The organism is Rhodococcus sp. C3V (genome assembly GCF_029269915.1).
GTDB classification, from domain to species: Bacteria; Actinomycetota; Actinomycetes; order Mycobacteriales; family Mycobacteriaceae; genus Rhodococcus_F; species Rhodococcus_F qingshengii.
Map to the genome: position 1 here is coordinate 584,800 of NZ_JARJBE010000003.1, position 19,073 is coordinate 603,872.

Genomic DNA, 19,073 nt, shown 5'->3' on the forward strand with positions numbered 1-19,073 from the left:
GAAGTTCAGACTGTGATCGACGGTTCTTCGGGGGTCGAGAGGGTCAGGATCGCCCGCACGACACGTGGGCTCTGCTCGAGTGAGCGCTCGAGTTCGCGCAACGTGTGGGCCACACGGGATTCCGCGTAGTCACCGACCAGGTCGACGCTGGCCACCAGGTAGACCTGCCGCGGCCCGAGGTATTCCATGCGTAGGAACGTGATTCGGTTGATTTCGGGTAGTTGAGTGAGAGCTTCGACGGCTGCTGCCCGCAGCGTCGGTGAGGCCTCTTCGCCGACCAGGAAGCGGCGGTTCCGATCTATCAGAATGATTGCGATGACCCCGAGGAGAATGCCGACGAAGATGGAGCCGAGGGCGTCGGGGATCGGCGAACCGGTGACCTGGTGCAACAGAACACCGACGAACGCGATGACCAAACCGATAAGTGCCGCAGCATCTTCGGCGAACACGGCCCGAGTCGTCGGGTCGGATGTGTTGAGTGCCTGGGTCATGACGTCGCGGTTCACGGCGGACGCTTCGTTTCGGAGTTGTTTGTACGCCTGCCGGAACGAGATGCCTTCGAGGATGAACGAGACGCCGAGGACGGCGTAGGCGACACCGAAGTCGGACGCCGGTTCGGAATGGAACAGTTCCTGGATGCCATGAGTGATCGAGACACCCGCGCCGAGTGCAAACAGTCCGAGAGCGGCGAACATCGACCAGATGTATGCCTCCCGGCCGTAGCCGAGTGGCTGGTCTCGGTCGGGAACCCTTTTCGAGCGGCGGTTCGCGATCAGCAGCAGCACTTCGTTGCCGGTATCGGCCCAGGAGTGGGTGGCCTCTGCGACCATCGATGCAGATCCGGTGACGATGGCGGCCGCCGTCTTGGCACCGGCGATCAGCGCGTTCGCCGCAAACGCCAGTACGACCGTCGTGGTGCTCTCGTCGGCCGATGCTTCCGTTTCGGTGCTCACGATTCTCAGGCTAGGCGGGTGACGACGGTTTCGTGCGGTGACGCTCGGCGACGGAGTGCAGCAGTGTGGCGACGGCGTCGTGGAACTGCGTCAGGCCCGGCTCTTCGACGGGAAAGTGCCCGCACCCGTCCAGCATCACGAATTCGGTGGGTGCGTTGATGCGGCGGAGGAACTGCAGGCTCAGTTCGGGTGGCGTCCATCGGTCGTCGGCCGGGTGGGTGAGCAGAACGGGCGTCGTCCGAAATGCTTCGGGTGCGGTGTGCTCGAACGAGAAGTAGCTGCTGAGGAATCCGAGTGGCAACCGAACACCGCCACCGCGCGGATCGGTTGCGCACAGCGTTGCGAGCTCCCGATTGCTGCTCATGTTCGCCACGTCGGCGACCCAACGGATGGGCACGCGGATACGGCCCACCAGTCGTTCGGTGCGCCGCATCAGGGGAGTGCCGTAGACACCCATCGGGCCGAACCGCGCCGCGGCAGCTCTGGCCGATGGATCCGAGGGATCGAGCAGGCAGGTAGCGACGACGGCGTCGGCCAGACCGGTCCGCGCGGCTACCTCGTAGGCCAGCAGACCGCCGATGCTGGCTCCCAACAACACCAGCGGCCGATCGTCGGCTGCCTTCTCGGCCCGGACGAGATCGCAGAGGAGATCGACCCACTGCTCGTACCGGACGCCGGCGGGATCGGCTACGACGGTGTCGCCGTACAGCGGAAGGTCAGGGAAGAGGACTTCGGCTCCGAGTTTCACGCCGATCCCGGCGAACGGCCACAACGCGCCCGAGTAGCCGCCGGCGCCGTGGATGCCGAGAACACGAACCGGCGCGTCTGGAACCACGGCCCGTGCGACGTGGACGGTGTTGCCGTTCCACTCCCACCACGTCGGGGTCGGCGCCGGCATGTGGTCGGTGTACCGGTCGGGCATAAACTTCGAGTAATCGGCGCTGGTCACCTACACAATTCTCGGTATCGGCGTCGCGGCTGACAACTCGCATCGGAGGACCGTGTCGACTCGGCGGAAAAGGCCCTCCCAGCAGCGCTCGAGGGCTACCTACGACGCGATCCTGGAGGCAGCTACTCGCGTTTTCGCTTCGGAAGCCATGGCAGCGACCACCAACCGAATCGCTGACGAAGCAGGGGTGTCGGTGGGCTCGCTCTACCAGTATTTCAGCGACAAGTACGAGATCCTTGCGGAGTTGGCGAACCGTCACGTGAGTGCTGCGCGGGAGAGTTTTGCGCTCTGCCTTGCCGACATCGTCGAGCGCGAACTCTCCCTGGACGAGGCCGTGAGGATGTTGGTGGAGTGCGCGGTCGAAGTGAACAGTAAGCCGCGAGAGTTCTTCCACCTGCTCTACGATCAGGTTCCACGTACGCGTGAGCTCATCGAGCAGGTCGAAGGAATGAATCGTCAACTGGTACTCGGCTTTTCGGAGTACCTCCAGAGCCACGGTTTCAGTGCGGAGGATGCGTTGTTGACGTCGCGGCTGACCGTGACTGCCGTGGACAGTCAGGTGCATCGGGTTGTGCTGGAATCGGATTCACCCGAAGAACTTCGAGTGCGAACGGAAGCCGTCGTGCGGCAGGCGAGATCGATGATCGCGTCGGAATCCTGATCCGGTGTGCGGAATGGTGACCACAGTCCGTTATGGTTCTGACGTCATCATCGAGGTAATGGGAAGTCGGTGCAATTCCGGCGCGGTCCCGCCACTGTGAGGTCGTCCCTGCGTCGACCGTAGCCAGATACCACCCTCGTTGACGTTGTGTCATGCCACGAGGATGGATCGGTCACACCATGAATGCTGTTGGCGGAGCTCTGTCTCCACCTACCCACCTGCCTTCGCCGAAGGCTGGTGCGCCTCGAGGACGGCTCAGTCCGGGTATCGTGCTGCCCGCTCTGCTGGTCGTCACCGTGCTCTCTGCTGTGTGCGCGTTGGCATTCGGATCCGAGATGCTCCCCGTGTCCACTGTGGTGGACGTGGTGCACTCGCGCTTCGGAGGCCCACCCGTCACGCGTTCCGAACTTGCGATTGTGTGGGGGATCAGAGCACCTCGGGTACTGCTCGGTCTGGCCGTCGGCGCTGGTCTTGCCGTCGCCGGCGCGGTGGTGCAAACCCTCGTCCGTAACGCTCTCGCCGATCCCCACCTGCTGGGAGTGTCGTCCGGCGCGAGTGTCGGTGCCACCGCCGTCATCACCACCGGACTGTTCGCCGGCGCGGGAGTGTGGGCGCTCAGTTTCGGCGCGATGATCGGGGCGCTGGGAGCTGCGATTCTCGTCTTCACCATCGCGACGCTGCAAGGCGGTATCACTCCACTGCGATTGGTTCTGACCGGCACCGTTACCGCATCCGCCTTGTCGGCGATCGCGAGTTTTCTGGTGCTGCGTACCAATGATTCCCAGGCCGCGCAGTCCGTATTGTTCTGGCTCCTGGGAAGTTTGGCCGGGGCATCCTGGGACAAGTTGTGGGCGCCGGTCATCGTTGTGTTCCTGCTCACGGCAGCGGTGTTCGCGCTGCACGGTTGGCTGGACGCGCTGGCGGCCGGACCGGACGTCGCGGCTTCGCTCGGTATTCCCGTCCTAACCCTGCGAAACGTGCTGTTCGGCGTGCTGGCAGCGTTGGTCGGCACGATGGTTGCGGTGTCCGGCGCGATTGCCTTCGTAGGCTTGGTCATACCGCACGTCACACGCATGCTTGTCGGAGCCAGACATCGAGTGGTGTTGCCGGCGGCAGCGCTGATCGGCGCGTCGTTCCTGGTGTGGGTCGACGTCGTGGCGCGGACCTCGTTGCGGCCGACCGAGATCCCGCTGAGCGTGGTGACCGGGGTGATCGGTGCACCGCTGTTTCTCCTGCTTCTCGGCCGTCGGCGCTACCGATTCGGTGGCAGTTCGTGAGCGCCCGAGCCCTGGCGCTGACCGCGTCCGGAGCAGTTGTCCGCATCGACCGTCGAACCATCGTCAAAGGCGTCGACATCGCGGCCGACGCCGGCGCAGTGGTCGGCGTGGTTGGTCCGAACGGCTCGGGCAAGTCGACGTTCTTGCGTGCTCTCGCCGGTCTCGGGCCGATCGCCGGCGGTGACATTCGTGTCGGCGGCGAGTCCGTGCACGCGATGTCCGCGCGGTCGAGGGCCAAAGCCATTTCCTTTGTGGCGCAGGAAGAGCAGAGCCCCGCCGATTTGTTGGTTCACGAGTACGTGAGTCTGGGCCGCACGCCACATGCAAAGCCCTGGAGCGTCGGTGGAAAGCACGAGAATGCCGTCGTCGATCGTGCTCTGGGCGAGGTCGGAATGATCGAGCACCGGTTCTCTTCGATGGACACGCTTTCCGGCGGTGAGCGTCGGCGGGTGTTTCTCGCCCGAGGTCTCGCGCAGGATGCCGGTGTGCTCATCCTCGACGAGCCGACCAATCATCTCGACATCCGGCATCAACTCGAACTGCTCGATCTGGTCCGGTCGTTGGACCGGACGGTGATCATGGCACTGCACGACCTCGATTTGGCTGCGGCAGTGTGCGATCGGGTGCTCGTGCTCGCGGATGGAGTGGCCAGGGCGTTCGGACATCCATCCGACGTACTCACCACCTCGGTGGTGGCAACTGTTTTCGGCGTCGAGACTTTCGAACTCGTGAACCCCGCGACAGGCCGTTCACACCTCGTATTCGAATCACGAAATTCTCAACCACAACAATCATTTTCGGAGAGTGCACTTTGATACAGGTCAAGACCCGCGCGTCGTTCGGTGCGGTTGTAGCCGCGACAGCGTTGTTGACAGTTGCCGGCTGCTCGGCAACTGCACCGGTGGACGAAGCTGCAGACAAGACTTCGGTGACATTGGAGAACTGCGGGACCGAAAGCACTTTCCAGCTTCCGATCGAGAACGTCGTTGCGACAAGCAATGCGGCCAATATCGGCACCATTCTTCGAGTCGGCGGTTTGGATCGTCTCGCTGCCGTCGTGTTGAACACGAACAACGACGCGGTCATGGAGTCGATGTTCGGCCCTGGAATTGCGGACGTCCCACACCTGGACGGAACGATCACGATGGAGACGATTCTGGGTAAGCAGGCGGACCTGGTGGTCGGCTCCTACAGTGGCTTGTTCAAGGGCGCCTCCGGTGTGACGCCGGAATCGCTGCAGAGCAACAACATCGATGCATATGTGATCTCCGATAGTTGTCGGCAGAGTGCCGCAGCGGATTCCGCGCTCGGCACGATGGGTCCGTGGGATGCCCTTCGTGCGGACGTGACCAATTACGGAAAGCTGTTCGGAACCGAGGACACCGCCGCCGAGGCATTGACCGAATTGAATTCACGTTTGGCACGTCTGGAGTCCGCGCCAGATGCCGCCGACAAGCCGAAGGTGCTGATCTACGACAGCGGTGAAGAAGATCTGTACACCAGCGGAGGCAACGGAGCCCCCAACGGAATCATCGACGTCGCCGGGGGAACCAATGTGTTCGCCGACGTCGACAACACCTGGTTCAAAGCGAGCTGGGAGACCGTCGCGAAGTCAGAACCCGACATCATCGTGATCATGGACTACAAGAAGAGTGCCGACGAAGTACAGGGCAAGATCGACGCGATCAAGAGCCGAGAAGGCCTGCGTGACCTCGACGCAGTCAAGCAGAACCGTTTCGTCGTACTCCCGCTCGCCATGTTCACCAGTGGGTTCCCCAATATCTACGGCGCGGAACAGTTGCGCGCGAAGATCGAAGAGTTCGGGCTTGCTCCGTCGAGCAGCATCGACTGGACAACCGCGCCGTCGGCATGAGCAACAACCGGTGCTCGCGTCGGGTGATTGTCGTCTTACGGCCGACTGTCAGCGGCCTGGACGAGTCGGCTGCACGACGGATGCTCGACGCTGTTCGGGCCGGCACCGACGCCGACGTTCGCGTTGCGTACCTCGATGTCTCCTCGCCGAGCCTTCACGAGGAACTCGATCGAGCCCATGTCGATGACGTCGACAAGGTCGTGTTGATTCCAGTTGCGGTGCCGAGGGATCGGTACCTGCTCACGTGGACAAGCAAGGCGGTTGCGAACTGGCGCGAAACCCGAATCGACGCCGAACTGGAAGTGACGCTCCACGAATCGGAAACGCTCGAAGGTGCGGTGGCCGGGCAGGTGATCGACGAACTCGACTCGGCGGGAAAGCCGATCACCGCGAGTCCGGCGTCGTATCGCAGTCCGGCGTGGTCCGTGATCGAGCAGCACGATAGGCATCTGTTGGTGTGCAAGGGCCCTCGCTGTATGGCGTACGGAGCAGGACCGTTGCACCGGGCGATGAGCGCGGCGGCCAAAGGTACCTCGTCGAAGGTGACCGGAACCGGTTGTCTGAGCCCGTGCAACCTGGGGCCGTTGGTGATCGCGAACCCCGGCGGTACCTGGTTCGGGCACGTGGACGCCGGTGATGCCGAGGCCTTGGTCTCCGGTCATGAGGATCGATTGGTGGATCACGTTCTGGATCGGTAGATATAGGTCGGCGAAACAGAGAACCCGCTGAGCGCGAAGTGCGCTCAGCGGGTTCTGTTGTCCTGTCTCAGGAACCGAAGGGAAGGGTTCCCGGCGGGATCTGGTATCCACTGCTGCCGACGGAGGCGCTGCCCCAGAGTGCGAGGAAAGCGTTGATGGCGTTGGTGAGCATATGAATGTCCTTTGTGAGATGACTGATTCGTTTTCGACGGTACCGGGTGGATCTGTGGATTCGCTGGGAGTTGGCACCCATTTCATGGGGCTGGCACCCGTTCCGGCAGGTCGGAACGGGTGCCAACTGTCAGCAAAGGGTGCCAACTCCCGGGTGGGTCAGCCCACGTAGCCGGGCGGCATGAGTACGGACTTGGTCTCGCAGAAGGCTTCGAGGCCCTCAGGTCCGTTCTCGCGCCCGATACCGGAGTTCTTGTAACCACCGAACGGCGATCCGGGATCGAAGGCGTACCAGTTGATCGCGTAGGTACCCGTGCGGATCTGCGCGGCAACTTCGAGTCCGTGATCGATGTCGGTGGTCCACACCGATCCGGCGAGGCCGTAATCCGAATCGTTGGCGATCTTGATGGCCTCGTCCTCGGAGTCGTACGGGATCACCGAGAGAACGGGTCCGAAGATCTCCTCGCGTGCGATGGTCATCGAGTTGTCCACGTCGGCGAAGATCGTCGGCTCGACGTACCAGCCCTTGTCCAGGCCGGCGGGGCGTCCACCACCGAGTACGACGCGCGCGCCTTCTTCCTTACCCTTGGCGATGTAACCCTCGACGCGCTCGCGCTGCTTCTCGGAGATCAGCGGGCCGAGTTGTGCTGCGGGATCGGACGGATCGCCGACGGTCATGAAGCCTGCGGCGGTCTTCATTCCCTCGATGACCTCGTCGTAACGCGAACGGGGAGCGAGGATTCGGGTCTGAGCGACACAGGCCTGACCGGTGTTCATCAGGCCGGACATGACGAGCATCGGCATTCCGGCGGCGATGTCGGCGTCCTCGAGGATGATCGCGGCGGACTTGCCACCCAGTTCGAGGGAGCAGCGCTTGAGGTTCTGTGCGGCGATGGCACCGATCTTGCGGCCGACGGCACTGGATCCGGTGAACGTGATCTTGTCGATGCCCGCGTGAGAGACCAGGTATTCGCCGGTCTCGGCTCCGCCGGGGAGCACGGAGATGACGCCTTCGGGAACGCCTGCCTCGGTGAAGATCTCGGCGATCACGTGGACGGAGAGAGGGGATTCGGGTGCGGGCTTGAGCAGTACGGTGCAGCCGGCGAGCAGCGCGGGGGCCAGCTTGTTGATCGCCAGGAACAGCGGGACGTTCCAGGCCAGCACGGCGGCGACGACGCCGACGGGCTCACGGGTCACCTTGGTCTGCCCGAATGCGCCGGTGCGCTTCTCTTCCCACGCGAACTTGTCGGCCAGCTCGGCGTAGTAGCCCAGCGTCGCCATCGACGGGGTCTGCTGCATCATGCCGACCATGGCGGGCGGCTGGCCCATCTCGTTGGAGATGAGCTGGTTGATCTCCGCGCTGCGCTCTTCGATCAGCTTGGCGGCCTTGGCGAGGATCGCGCCGCGCTCGGCGGGGGTGGTGCGTGACCACGGTCCCTCGAACGCCGCGCGGGCTGCGGACACGGCCGCGTCGATGTCTGCCGGTGCTGCGATGGGACAGCTGCCGACGCGCTCCTCCGTTGCGGGAGAGAACACTTCGAGTACCTGGTCGGTGGCCGGGGCCACCCATGCTCCACCGATGTAGAGCTTGTCGTAGTCAGTCATCAATTCATTCCTCGGTGTTGTCGGTCGCCGCGAGGGCATACGCGTCGTCTGCCTGTGCGGTGTCGGTGAAACTGGTGAATCCGTATTTCTCGTGCGGTCCGATGGCGGCTACCTCGAAAAGGCCGGTGCCGGTGTTGGTGTTCGTGCCTTCGGTGAGAGTGAAGGACGCGAGATTGTCGACGGGGGAGAACATGCGTTGGAACGGTTCGATCTCGTGGACCTTGTGGCGCAGTCCCTGTACGACGAGTTCGCCCTGCCACATTCCGTGACGCCAGTCCTGTTCGAGCCCGTAGCCGGTGCCGATTCCGATGTAGTTGGCCAGCAACAGTTCGCAGGTGACGGTCAGGACTTCACCGCCCGGCCGGTGAAAGGTGACTCTCGCCCCGGTGACGTCGCGGGTGTCGGGGCAGAACGTCAGTTCGTGTTCGGGTCGGCCGAGCCATTCGTTGTCCCTGGCTTCGTCCGGCCACACTCGCATGGCTTCTTCGACGATGCGCCTGCCCTGCTCGTCTTCCTGCATGATCACCGAGATCGTGAACTCGTCGAACTGCATGACCGCGTAGATCCAGAAGAAGTTCTGGATTCCGTCGACGGCGCGTCTGCCTTGCGGTTCGGCTTCACCGACCGGACGCACACCCCACGAGCGGTCGCGGTTACCCCGCCACGTCTTCGGGTCGATCGCGAACTCCTCCCCGTCGACGGTGAGCGATCCGGTCCAGGTTCCGGTCTGCAGGAAGCGCGAGGTGTCGAACGTGACTCGTTCGAGTTGACGGCGAAAGTGCTTGGGCTCGAGCGCCGCCGGGATGGTGGCGTCGAAGGTGATGTCGAAGGAGAGATCGTATTCGCTGCCAGGTCCGAGGACGACGCGGAGCTTCTGCAGTCCTTCGAGCACTTCGATGCGCAAAGGTCCGACGGTGGTGTCGGTGCGGTCGGCGCCCAGAGCCTTCGACATACGAGCAACGATGTGGTCGTCACCGCGGCGCAGTACCGCGAAGGCGTCCATGACACCTAGGTTGGGGTACTGGCCGAGTCCGACGATGAGGAACACGTCGGGGGATTCCGTGGGGTAGCAGTTGAAGTAGTAGCGGTCGTAGAAGTTTCGATCCGAGGTGGCTACGTGACGGATCGGTTCGGCGATCTGGTGAACGGGGTAGTCGTCCATCGGTGAGAGCATGTCAGGCCAACCTCTCCCAGTAGGTACCGTCCAGCATGGCGGCCAGCGAAGCGCGGTGCATGATCATGTCGTCGGGGTCTTCGGGTCGCTGTGACTGGCCGAAAGCTATGGCACGGGCCTGGATTCGCCACATGATCACCGCCTGGCGAAGTGCAGCGTACGTAACGTAGAACTCCAGATCGTGTGGGGTGTGGCCGGTGATCTCGGCGTAGGTCTGCGCGAGATCCGGCAGTCGAAGGAAGTCGGGAAGGCCGGGTAGGTTCGCAAGTCCGGCGATGTCCTCGAAGAACCTGTGCAGGAATGCCATCCAGCCCAGATCCATCTCTCGTGGGCCGAGAGTTGCCATTTCCCAGTCCAGTACGGCTACCGGCGCGAAGTCCTGGTACATGACGTTGCCGATGCGCGAGTCGCCCCAACAGAGCACGGCCGGAGAATCGTCCGCGGGATTGTTCTCCTCGATCCAGTCGAGGGCACGTTCGATGAGCGGTGATCTGATCCCGTCGGAGACCACCCACTCGTAGTACGCGCGCTGCTCGGCGATGTGCGCCGTGAATGCTTCTCGTGCAGTCGTTCCCGAATTCGGGAGTCGGAGGAAGTCGAAACGCTCACCAGCTTTGTCGATGGCATGCAACTGAGCCAGGACGTCGACCGAGCTGCGTTGCAGGGTCTTTCGCTGCTCGGGGGACGCTTCGGTGACCCACGATCCGAAGTTGTACGGCATGACGTCCGGTGGCACGTCGCCGGAGATGCGTTCCATCACGAAGAACGGCGCACCCAACGCGTCCGGGTCGGATTCCGACCAGTACACCGCGGGTACGGGCACTGCCGAGTGCTCGCGCACCTGAGCCATGGTGCGGAACTGGGATTCGAGGTCGTAGGCAGGAAAGACCGGCATGGTCGATTCCGTCGGCGCCACCCGAGCGACCAAGGGATGATGTTCGCCGTCCCAGGTGGCGTCGAAGAGGATGGTTTCGCTGGACATGCCGTTGGCTGCGGGCAAGGTGACGTCGGCGACGGTCACAGTGGATCCGCTCGGCACCTTGCCGGCCATCCACCGTTCCAGGCGCTCACGGAGGTCTTCGGTGTCGCGGAGGGAATCGCTTGGTCGGGCGACCTGGGCGTGATGCTCGGTTTCATCGGTCGAAGAAGCGGTCGAGGCAACGTCAGATGAGGAAGCGTCTGGGCTCACGGTCACCTCCTTCCCGTAGGCGTCACGTGCAATGCCCGTAACGGTGTGAGTCAGAACACTAAAACACGTTACAGAAATTGGGAACAGGTGGCACCCGTTTAGTGGGACTCCCTGCGGATTTATCGGGGAAGAACGCGTGTCAGATAACGGCGGTGAGCGCGAGCAAGCCCGCACCGGTCAGAGTTCCGGCGCCACCCAGCTCGGCGGGAACGATCCGGAGCCCGGCGACGAACGACAAACGGGCATGTCGGGCAGCCGCGTCGAGCATCGGTTCCCACAGCGGTGCACCCGACTGGGCGAAACCGCCGCCGATCACCGCGAGGTCCACGTCCAGGAGGGCAGCCGCCGAGGCGATGGCACCACCGAGCGCCGTGCCTGCACGGTGAAGCGCGTCCACGGCGATCGCGTCGCCGCTGCGTGCACTTTCGGCTAGTTCACGGCCGGTGTTTCCCGACCAGCCCTGGCTACGAGCCCATCGCACCGCGGACGGTCCACTGGCCACCGTCTCGAGGCAGCCGACGCCCCCGCAGCTGCACGGTTCGGAAGATCCTGGAACGACGAGGTGGCCGATGTGACCGGCGTTCCCCGTGCGACCCCGAGCAATCTCACCGCCGAGAACGATTCCTCCGCCGATTCCCGTCGAGACGACCAGGCTCAGGAGGTTCGGGGTTCCGCGTCCGGCGCCGTGGTGGAACTCCGCCAATGCCGCTGCGGCTCCGTCCATGGCGAGGGCGGTTCCGGCATCGGGAAAGACGCTGCGGACGCCCGCTACGAGCTCGAATCCCTGTGCCCACTCGGTGATGTTGATGGGAGCGACAACGCCGGCGACGGTGTCCACCGGCCCGGCGCACGCGATGCCGACACCGTCGACCTCTCGGCCGTCTGCGACTCGTTCGAGCAGCGCCGCACACGCTCTCCACGGGTCGGTCTGCGGCGTCGGCACGCTGTCGAACACGGGAACGCGGCCGTCCTCGGACACGACCCCGGCAGCCATCTTGGTACCACCGATGTCGACTGCGAGGCGCATGTCGCTATCGCTTTTCGAGAACCACGACGAGGTTGCTCACCAGGAACTCCCGCAGACCGGGGACTCGGACCATCCACCACGCCCACGACGGGTGGTAGCGCGGGATCGCGGCGAGCAACGTGCCCTGGCTGGTTCCACGGGCCCAGCGTAAGCCGTCCGTGGCGCCGACTTTGAACAACGACACCCCGAATCTGTTCTTCGGTTCGCGCCCGGTCTTGCGGAGGTACCGCTTGGCTGCGTACTCGCCGCCCAGCGCGTGCCACGGTCCGGTTTCGTGGCCGCCGAACGGACCCCACCACAGGGTGTACGAGAGAACCATCAAGCCGCCGGGCTTGGTCACGCGCAGCATTTCCTCGGCCATCAGCCAGGGCTCGCTGACGTGTTCGGCCACGTTGGAGGAGAAGCAGATGTCCACGGACGAGTCCAGGAACGGCAGTGCCAAACCGGATCCACGCACCGCGCCGCCCACGGTCAGACCCGCAGCATGCATCTCCGACGGATCGGGTTCGACGGGAATGTAGCGGGCACCTGCGGCTTGAAAGACCTCCGCGAAATAGCCCGGACCACCGCCGACGTCGAGGACGGTGAGACCGTCGAGGGATCGTCCGGTGTGACCTTCGTGCAGGTCCGAGATCAATTCGACGGAGTCGCGCGCGAGCGCGCCGTAGAAGATGTCGGGCGCGGACTGCTCGTGGCGGAAGTCGCTGAGCAGGCCGAACGAGCGTTTCAGGGTTGCCCGTCGGCCGAAAATGCGGGTCACTGCGGGCTTGGTCACGGGTAGCAACTTTAGCCACTGGGGCACCCGGTCCACGAACACCGTCAGGAGCGCGGCAATACCGACGCTCGAACAGTTAGGGTGTTCGGCAGGGTTACCGGCCGGTCAGGCGGGGCATCCCGCAGGATCGCCCGAACCGGGGTGGCCACCGACCAACTCAGGGAGTAACGCACGTGCGCGAGGTTCTGTTGCTCTGCTGGCGCGATACCGGGCATCCCCAGGGCGGTGGAAGCGAGCGTTACCTCGAGCAGGTCGGATCCCAGTTGGCCGAGCGCGGTATCAAGGTGACGCTGCGGACGGCGTCGTATCCCGGGGCGCCCGCGTCGGAGGTTCGAGACGGCATCACGATCAGCCGGGCCGGTGGACGTTTCAGCGTGTACCCCCGCGCTCTGGCCGCCATTGCCGCCGGACGTCTGGGTTTCGGATCGCTCAAGGGCATTCGCCCCGACGCGGTGATCGACACTCAGAACGGCATCCCCTTCTTCTCCAAGACCGTGGCGGGTGCGCCGGTCACGCTTCTGGTCCATCACTGCCATCGTGAACAATGGCCGGTGGCAGGCAAGCTCGTCGGCCGGATCGGCTGGTGGGTCGAATCGCGATTGTCACCGCGCACCCATCGACGTAGTCAGTATCTGACGGTGTCGCTTCCCTCAGCGGAAGAATTGGTGGACCTCGGTGTCGAGCGCGAACGAATTGCCGTGGTGCGTAACGGTGCCGATCGGCTCCCCGTCGGCGTCGACGCGGGTGGATCGATCACCAGGGCCGAGCGTCCCACCATCTCGGTTCTCTCACGACTGGTGCCGCACAAGCAGATCGAGGACGCACTCGAGGCCGTCGCAGCCCTGCGTCCGACGCTTCCGGACATCCATCTCGACGTCATCGGTGGTGGTTGGTGGGAGCAGAACCTGCGAGATCGCGCCGCCGAGTTGGGAATCGGTGACGCCGTCTCGTTCTACGGTCACGTCGACGAGGCTCGTAAACATGAACTCCTTGCGCAGTCGTGGATTCACCTCATGCCTTCGCGGAAGGAAGGGTGGGGCCTGGCGGTCATCGAGGCTGCGCAGCACGGTGTTCCGACGATCGGTTACCGCAGTTCCAAGGGCTTGACCGATTCGATCGTCGACGGAGTGACCGGGCTGTTGGTCGGCGGTGAGCACGCCGGCGACGGCGACATCGCTGATCTGACGCAGGCGGCAGGCACCCTGCTCCGCGACCACGAACTCCGCACGGTGCTCGGTGAGAAAGCTCGGGTGTGGTCGGGCGAGTTCTCCTGGGAGCAGACCGGCACCGGAGTGCTCGAGGTGCTGACCGCGCACAAGGACGGTCGGTGGGTCTCAGGACTGGCCGCGCCTCGCGAGTCGAATTCGGTTCTGGTTCAGTCCGACTGAGATCAGCGCGATCACGCCCATCAGTATCCAGGCGAGATGCGCAACTATGACGGCCGTTCGGGCGCCGGTCGAGGCTTCGTGCGCGGCAACATCTCCGGGTACCCGGTAGAGCTCGAGATCGTTGTCGGCAAAGACCTGTTCCAACCCGGCGAGTGTCGCTGCCGCCTTGCCGAGCTGGCCTGGTGTCTCACGCTCGATCAGTACCCATCCGACTCCGAGATCGGCCAACTGCGTAGGACTCCCGCCGGCAAGCAGCACATCCTCGACCTGGGTGGCCCGGGTTCCTTCACCGCCGACAGCACCACCGGCAACCACCAGTTGGCCGGTCTGCAGCACGTCGAGGGGTAGGAAGCGTGGTGCTGGATCGAGTACCGGCGCATCACCGCTGTAGGGGAAGGCGCGGAACATCCCGGCGGGAAGCACTGCAACGTCACCGGTTTCGTCTCGTAGTTGCTCGGCAACCACGGTCCAGGACCCGGGATAGTGCACGGGCTTCAACGCGCCGCCGACACCCCACACCAGATCCGGTAGCGCCACGATCGTCACCACGACGGCGGCGATCGAGAATGTCGGGCGGGGAAGGGAGAACCGATTGCCCGCCCACATCACCGCGGCGGCGGCAGCGAGTGCGTAGAACGGTACGGCCAGCGCGACCCACTTCTGGGCGTCACGCAGTAGACCGGCGCCGGTGAACACCTCGACCGACCATCGGCCGACGTCGAGCCCCCACGGAGTAGCGCCCAGGGTCGGAGCGAGCACCGCGAACAGGGCCAGCGCGCCGAGTCCACTGGCAACGGGGTTCCGGCGTCGGCGCCACAGAGCGGGCATACCGGCGAACACGACGACGAGCAGAAGAACTGTTCCGACCAACGCGAAGAGTGTTGTGCGCGTGGACGGTACCGCTGCCGAGTTCCAGAGACCGCCGAGCCCGGCGAGGCTGCCGAGCGTCGCGAGTCCCGGTTCTGCTCGGGCGGCAAAGGCGGCGACTCCCGCTGGATCGGAACCGTCGCCTGCTGCTCCGGATACGAAGGTGGCGACCAACCACGGCGAGGCGGCGACGAGGAACAGCCCGATAGCGCCGCAGACACGCCGCATGGCCGAGGTTCGGCCTCCGGGGGTGGCTACCACCACCAGCGCGGCTGTCAGAGCGAGCAGAGCGCCGGTAGGTGTCAGACCCGCGAATGCCAGTGACGCGGCCAACGCCCACCAGGACCCGGGCGTGGCTCGGCGAACTCCGATTCCGGCACACACGATCCACGGCAGTGCGGCATAACCGGTCATCAGGCTCCAATGTCCTTGTAACAGGCGCTCGGCCACGTAGGGGTTCCAGAGCATCACCGTCGACGCGACCAGTTGTGGACCGAGACCGGCCGTCGGCAGCAGGACGGCGACCATGCGCGCCGCACCCCAACCGGCGAGCCAGAGCGCCACGAGCAGGATGAACTTGACCACCAGTCCGCCGTCGATCACGGTGCTCAACGCTGCGATCAGCGCGTCCTGGGGAACGGCGCGGGCTGCGGCGTCGGTGAGTCCGAGGGCGGAGTCGGTCAAGTACGAGCGCGGCGTGCTGACGGCGTCGCGCAGCAGGAGGTAGCCGGGGCCGAGCAGCGGTCCGAGGATCAACAGTGCCAGCGCCAGGCTGTACGCCGCAGGCAGGTAACGGCGGTATCCGGCTTGCACTGTCATGACGCGCACGATACGTGGTGCATCATTACTGCCATGCCTCGCCAACCACTCGATCGCGCCGCCGCGGCCGGGGTCGGCATGGTTTTGGTGGGATCGATGACGGCCAATGTCGCGTCGTACCTGTTGGCATGGTTGGCCAGCCGATGGTTGGGTCCGGTCGGCTACGGCGAGTTCGCGAGTCTGCTTGCCGCCCAGTTGGTGCTTGCGGTTCCGGCTTTGGCGTTGCAGACGGTGGTCGCCCGCGAGGCGGTGCGTGGCAAGAGCACAGATGCGTTGCGGTCGTTGGGGTATCGATGCACCGCGATCGTCGCCGTCCTCGCGGTGGCGCTCACTCCGGCGATGGCGTGGCTGCTCGACACCGGAATCGTGGCGTCGTTCTCGGCTTTGGTGACTGCGCCCATGTTGGTTCTGCTGGCAACGGAGCAGGGGTTGTTGCAGGGACACGGTCGGTTCGGCACTCTCAGCGCCGTGCTGGCCGGAGCCGGGGTGATGAAAGTCCTTCCGGCAGTGATCGTTCTGGCTTTCGGTGGCGGGGCAGGCGCGGCATTGGTCGCGGGCGCGGCCGGAACTGCGTTGCTGGTGGCGATAGTTCGAGTGGTCGACCGAACCGTCTCGGTGAGCGAGGACCGTCCGGTGCGTATCGGCGTCGTCTCCGTGCTCGCGGCGTCACAAGTCCAGCTCGCGCTGATCGCGTTGTCTTCGCTGGACCTGCTGATCGTCCGTGTCGTTCTCAGCGAATACGACGCCGGTGTCTACGCACTCGGCGCCGTCGCGACGAAGGTGGCGTTCTGGCTGCCACAGGCAGTGGGCGTCGTGCTGTACCCGAAGATGGCGAATCCGGCGCACTCGGCGCAAGCGGTTCGCTCGGCGTTGGCTGTGCTCGTCGGCATCGGCGCCGTGTTGGTTCTGGGGGCGGCGGTTGCCGGCCCGCTGGTGCCGATGCTCGTGGGCGACGCGTACGCCGCCGTGGCTCCGATGCTGTGGGCCTTCGCACTGCACGGTGCAGCGCTAGCGGTACTCCAGGGTGCCTTGCTGTCCGCAATCGCGTCAGAACGCACGCGAGTGGCCCTTCTGGCGTGGGCAGGACTGGCCGTGGAGGCGACGGTGATGCTGGTGTGGGCGAAGACGCCGGGAGAGTTGATCGGCGTCGCCGTGGTGGTTGCGTCGACGACGGCGTTGGCGGTGTCCGTCGCCGCAGTGCGAAGTGCCGACCGCGCCCGGCCGGCACCTCACACCGGCGTCAGTTCTCCAGACGCGTGAACAGATCGTCGAAGTAGTCGAGCGTACGCATCGCGGTGTAGACGGATCCGTAGTTGATGTTCCCACCCGTGTAGACGACGTTGTCGCCTTGTACTGCGCGGATACGGTTCCACATCGCGCGGTCGTCGCTGACGGGATCAACGCCGGGCGCGGTGGTGACGATCATTCCGTCGGCCGAGTCGAGAGCAGTCACGAGGTTTTCGGTAGAGATCTCCTTCTGTCCCTCGACCGGCCACTGGAGCTGGACGCCGAGGTCTTCGGCCACCTGCGTGGAGATGCCCTTGCGGTTGACGCCGTTGACCTTCTGATTCACGTAGTTCAGCAGCACGATCTGCTTGCTCGCCAAGCTCGGGGCGTGACGTTCCTTCAATCCGGCTGCCTTGTCCTCGTACGCTCCGATGACCTGACGGACGTCGGGGTTCTCGGTGCGATTCAGCCAACTCGCCAGCTGATCGATGTTCTCGCGCCACGGGCGCGTGAAGTCCATCGGAAGCACAGGCGCTGTCTGGCTCAACTGCTGTAGCGGCCACATGTCGGAGGCCTCACCGATGTCGGTGCAGATGATCAGGTCCGGTTCCAGCGCGAGAATTGCCTCGACGTTGACCGGTGCCTCGAACACCTGTGCCGTGGGATCGGCCGGAACCCACGGCTCGGCGGCGTCGAAGCTGTACGCGATGACCGGCAGGCCCATCGCAACGGCTGGTTCGAGGTCGAGTCTGGAGTCGATGGCGACGACGCGCTTCGGGGTGACCGGAATGTCATAGGTTCCGAGCGAGGTCGTGACCGTGCGCATCCCGGCCGAATCGCCCTCGGTACCGGCGGACCTCGCGCAACCGGCGGCGAACAGCCCGGAGAATGCAGCCGTGCCGACAACAAATCTCCGTCGCGTCAGATCGCTGACACAGATGTGCGAACCCAGAACTGTTGATGCGGGCATGTGGCTCCTCGTGTTCGGGGTGGTCTGGACTTCCAGAAAACGCTAAGCCCGCAACCACGCGGAGGGAACGACCCGTTGCGCCAATCCGTACGCCGATCCGGCAACAAAGCCCCGAAACGCAGCAGAGCGCCCCTTCCGTGTGGAAGGGGCGCTCTGCTTACTGTCTGAATCAGTCCTTGCGCAGATCCGGACGCGGAATCACCTGAGTGTCGTCCGAGGTCCAGTCGTGCTCACCCGGAGCCGGCTCGGGCGAGCCCTGGCCGCTGGGATTCTGGTTCGTTCCGCCGTGTGCAGCGCGGGCCGGAGTTCCGCCCTTGCCGCCGCGAATGCCGAGGAAGATACCGGCGATCAGCGCGATGACGCCGAGCACACCTGCCACGATCGGGACTGTGCGGCCGAACAGCGAGAGCTTGTCCATGCCGTCACGTGCCTGCTGGACCTGGTACTCGATGGTTGCTTCGTCGAAGGGCAGCGTGACCTTGAGAACCTCGACGTCGACCGAGTCCTTGTTGCGTCCGTAGTACTGGTGCAACTGCTCCTGGCCCTTGACGACGACGCCGGTCTTGGGCTCGACCCACAGGTCACGGACGTTGGTGTACCAACGCGTCATCGTGATCGGAGTAGCGCCACCGGGAACGCCCCAGGTGTCGGCGGGCAGGCTCAGCTTGTTGGTGGGGGAGTTGACGACCTTCGACAGGTCGACGGGATCGATCGTCTGCTGGAAGTGGTACACCTTCAGACCGTTGATCTCGGTCTCTTCGACGAAGTCGATGTCCTTCGTGGCGCGAGCGTTCAGGTCGAAGTAGGGGTAGCTCTTCTGTTCCGTGTTGAACGGGAACTTGTACTGCAGACCGTCGCGGGAAACTTCTTCGGCGGGCTGGTCGCTGGACGTCTGGACGGTTCCGACCGGATCGTTGGTCGGCATCGAGCTGACGCGATCGAGCGTGACGCGGTCCAGGGTTGCGGTCAGCAGTCCGGTGTCGCCCTGCTTGTCGGTACGACGGACGGTCTGGCCGGCTTCGACGGTGATGATGTCGGCGTCGGACGGGTCCTGCGTGGTGACGTAGCGCTGAGCGACGATCGGCACGTTGTTGTCGACCTGCGCCTTACCGGCGAGGAGGGCCGCCGAGTTGAGGACGCTACCGGTGCCTGTGGCGACGGTGGTCACCTCGAGGTCGAGTGGCGTCTTCTCCAGCTTGCCTACCGTGTAGGTAGGAATGAGGATGGCGATGGCCAAAAGGAAGGCACCGAGGCCCACCAGAATGCAAGGAAGTATCCGGCTCGGCCCTGAGCGTTCCGCCATGCTGTGACTCCTAACCCGTTAAGTCTTTCGAGGTTCCCCAACCGGCACAATATGAGCTGCGCAGATCGCATGGGGCCCCCGATGGACACCATGTGTGGCAGAACACTAACAGTCCACCGGCCCGGTTTGTCGCATGAGGGCATGAAT

The 19,073-nt window shown here is 64.4% G+C and carries 17 protein-coding genes and 1 riboswitch; of the genes, 7 read left to right on the plus strand and 10 right to left on the minus strand.

Annotation, left to right across the window (positions count from 1 at the left end; translation table 11 throughout):
- Nucleotides 1-5 precede the first annotated feature (5 nt).
- Both P3G66_RS11595 and P3G66_RS11600 read right to left on the minus strand, forming a co-directional pair.
- A complete protein-coding gene (locus P3G66_RS11595; protein WP_042452614.1) occupies nucleotides 6-953 on the minus strand; it encodes a cation diffusion facilitator family transporter in 948 nt (315 codons plus the stop codon).
- Between the two features lie 10 nt (nucleotides 954-963).
- Nucleotides 964-1,902, minus strand: a complete 939-nt coding sequence (locus P3G66_RS11600; protein ID WP_161120897.1) for an alpha/beta hydrolase — start codon at nucleotides 1,900-1,902, stop codon at nucleotides 964-966.
- A 52-nt stretch (nucleotides 1,903-1,954) separates the two neighbouring features.
- On the opposite strand from P3G66_RS11600, the gene P3G66_RS11605 reads away from it, so the two are divergent.
- The 5 genes from P3G66_RS11605 to P3G66_RS11625 all read left to right on the plus strand — a co-directional run bounded on the left by P3G66_RS11605 (nucleotide 1,955) and on the right by P3G66_RS11625 (nucleotide 6,411).
- On the plus strand, nucleotides 1,955-2,563 hold the full coding sequence (locus tag P3G66_RS11605; protein WP_075832324.1) for a TetR/AcrR family transcriptional regulator: 609 nt from the start codon (nucleotides 1,955-1,957) through the stop codon (nucleotides 2,561-2,563).
- A 16-nt stretch (nucleotides 2,564-2,579) separates the two neighbouring features.
- A riboswitch (cobalamin riboswitch) is annotated at nucleotides 2,580-2,717 on the plus strand.
- A 115-nt stretch (nucleotides 2,718-2,832) separates the two neighbouring features.
- On the plus strand, nucleotides 2,833-3,840 hold the full coding sequence (locus P3G66_RS11610; protein WP_161120960.1) for an iron ABC transporter permease: 1,008 nt from the start codon (nucleotides 2,833-2,835) through the stop codon (nucleotides 3,838-3,840).
- Nucleotides 3,837-4,655, plus strand: a complete 819-nt coding sequence (locus tag P3G66_RS11615) for an ABC transporter ATP-binding protein (protein WP_161120895.1) — start codon at nucleotides 3,837-3,839, stop codon at nucleotides 4,653-4,655. Before P3G66_RS11610 ends, P3G66_RS11615 begins: the two co-directional genes overlap by 4 nt.
- Nucleotides 4,652-5,713, plus strand: a complete 1,062-nt coding sequence (locus P3G66_RS11620) for an ABC transporter substrate-binding protein (RefSeq protein WP_209911485.1) — start codon at nucleotides 4,652-4,654, stop codon at nucleotides 5,711-5,713. The genes P3G66_RS11615 and P3G66_RS11620 overlap by 4 nt, the downstream gene beginning before the upstream one ends.
- On the plus strand, nucleotides 5,710-6,411 hold the full coding sequence (locus tag P3G66_RS11625; protein ID WP_070162153.1) for a (2Fe-2S) ferredoxin domain-containing protein: 702 nt from the start codon (nucleotides 5,710-5,712) through the stop codon (nucleotides 6,409-6,411). Before P3G66_RS11620 ends, P3G66_RS11625 begins: the two co-directional genes overlap by 4 nt.
- Nucleotides 6,412-6,741: 330 nt before the next feature.
- On the opposite strand, the gene P3G66_RS11630 is transcribed toward P3G66_RS11625, so the two are convergent.
- From P3G66_RS11630 to P3G66_RS11650, 5 genes are all read right to left on the minus strand, one after another.
- Complete coding sequence (locus tag P3G66_RS11630; protein WP_003945530.1) at nucleotides 6,742-8,187, minus strand: aldehyde dehydrogenase; 1,446 nt, start codon at nucleotides 8,185-8,187, stop codon at nucleotides 6,742-6,744.
- 4 nt (nucleotides 8,188-8,191) lie between these two features.
- A complete protein-coding gene (locus P3G66_RS11635; RefSeq protein WP_209911488.1) occupies nucleotides 8,192-9,361 on the minus strand; it encodes a hypothetical protein in 1,170 nt (389 codons plus the stop codon).
- A 1-nt stretch (nucleotide 9,362) separates the two neighbouring features.
- Nucleotides 9,363-10,550: a phosphotransferase family protein gene (locus tag P3G66_RS11640; protein ID WP_269613246.1), complete on the minus strand. Its 1,188-nt coding sequence runs from the start codon at nucleotides 10,548-10,550 to the stop codon at nucleotides 9,363-9,365.
- A gap of 139 nt (nucleotides 10,551-10,689) precedes the next feature.
- Nucleotides 10,690-11,577 (minus strand): ROK family protein, encoded by an 888-nt coding sequence (locus tag P3G66_RS11645; RefSeq protein ID WP_209911494.1) that lies wholly within the window; start codon nucleotides 11,575-11,577, stop codon nucleotides 10,690-10,692.
- Nucleotides 11,578-11,581: 4 nt separating this feature from the next.
- The gene (locus P3G66_RS11650; protein ID WP_003945692.1) at nucleotides 11,582-12,352 is read right to left on the minus strand and encodes a class I SAM-dependent methyltransferase; all 771 of its coding nucleotides are present in this window, start codon (nucleotides 12,350-12,352) and stop codon (nucleotides 11,582-11,584) included.
- A gap of 173 nt (nucleotides 12,353-12,525) precedes the next feature.
- On the opposite strand from P3G66_RS11650, the gene P3G66_RS11655 reads away from it, so the two are divergent.
- Entirely contained in the window at nucleotides 12,526-13,740 is a 1,215-nt protein-coding gene (locus P3G66_RS11655) for a glycosyltransferase family 4 protein (RefSeq protein WP_019747129.1), read from the plus strand.
- Here the strand turns inward: P3G66_RS11655 and P3G66_RS11660 are convergent.
- Nucleotides 13,687-15,426, minus strand: a complete 1,740-nt coding sequence (locus tag P3G66_RS11660) for a hypothetical protein (RefSeq protein ID WP_209911497.1) — start codon at nucleotides 15,424-15,426, stop codon at nucleotides 13,687-13,689. The two genes, P3G66_RS11655 and P3G66_RS11660, sit on opposite strands and share 54 nt — an antisense overlap.
- Nucleotides 15,427-15,459: 33 nt before the next feature.
- Here P3G66_RS11660 and P3G66_RS11665 point away from each other — a divergent pair, with 33 nt between their 5' ends.
- On the plus strand, nucleotides 15,460-16,686 hold the full coding sequence (locus P3G66_RS11665; protein WP_042920247.1) for a polysaccharide biosynthesis protein: 1,227 nt from the start codon (nucleotides 15,460-15,462) through the stop codon (nucleotides 16,684-16,686).
- On the opposite strand, the gene P3G66_RS11670 is transcribed toward P3G66_RS11665, so the two are convergent.
- Nucleotides 16,667-17,623 (minus strand): ABC transporter substrate-binding protein, encoded by a 957-nt coding sequence (locus P3G66_RS11670; RefSeq protein WP_064074119.1) that lies wholly within the window; start codon nucleotides 17,621-17,623, stop codon nucleotides 16,667-16,669. The two genes, P3G66_RS11665 and P3G66_RS11670, sit on opposite strands and share 20 nt — an antisense overlap.
- 169 nt (nucleotides 17,624-17,792) lie before the next feature.
- Nucleotides 17,793-18,926, minus strand: a complete 1,134-nt coding sequence (locus P3G66_RS11675; RefSeq protein WP_064443181.1) for a DUF3068 domain-containing protein — start codon at nucleotides 18,924-18,926, stop codon at nucleotides 17,793-17,795.
- Between the last annotated feature and the right edge of the window lie 147 nt (nucleotides 18,927-19,073).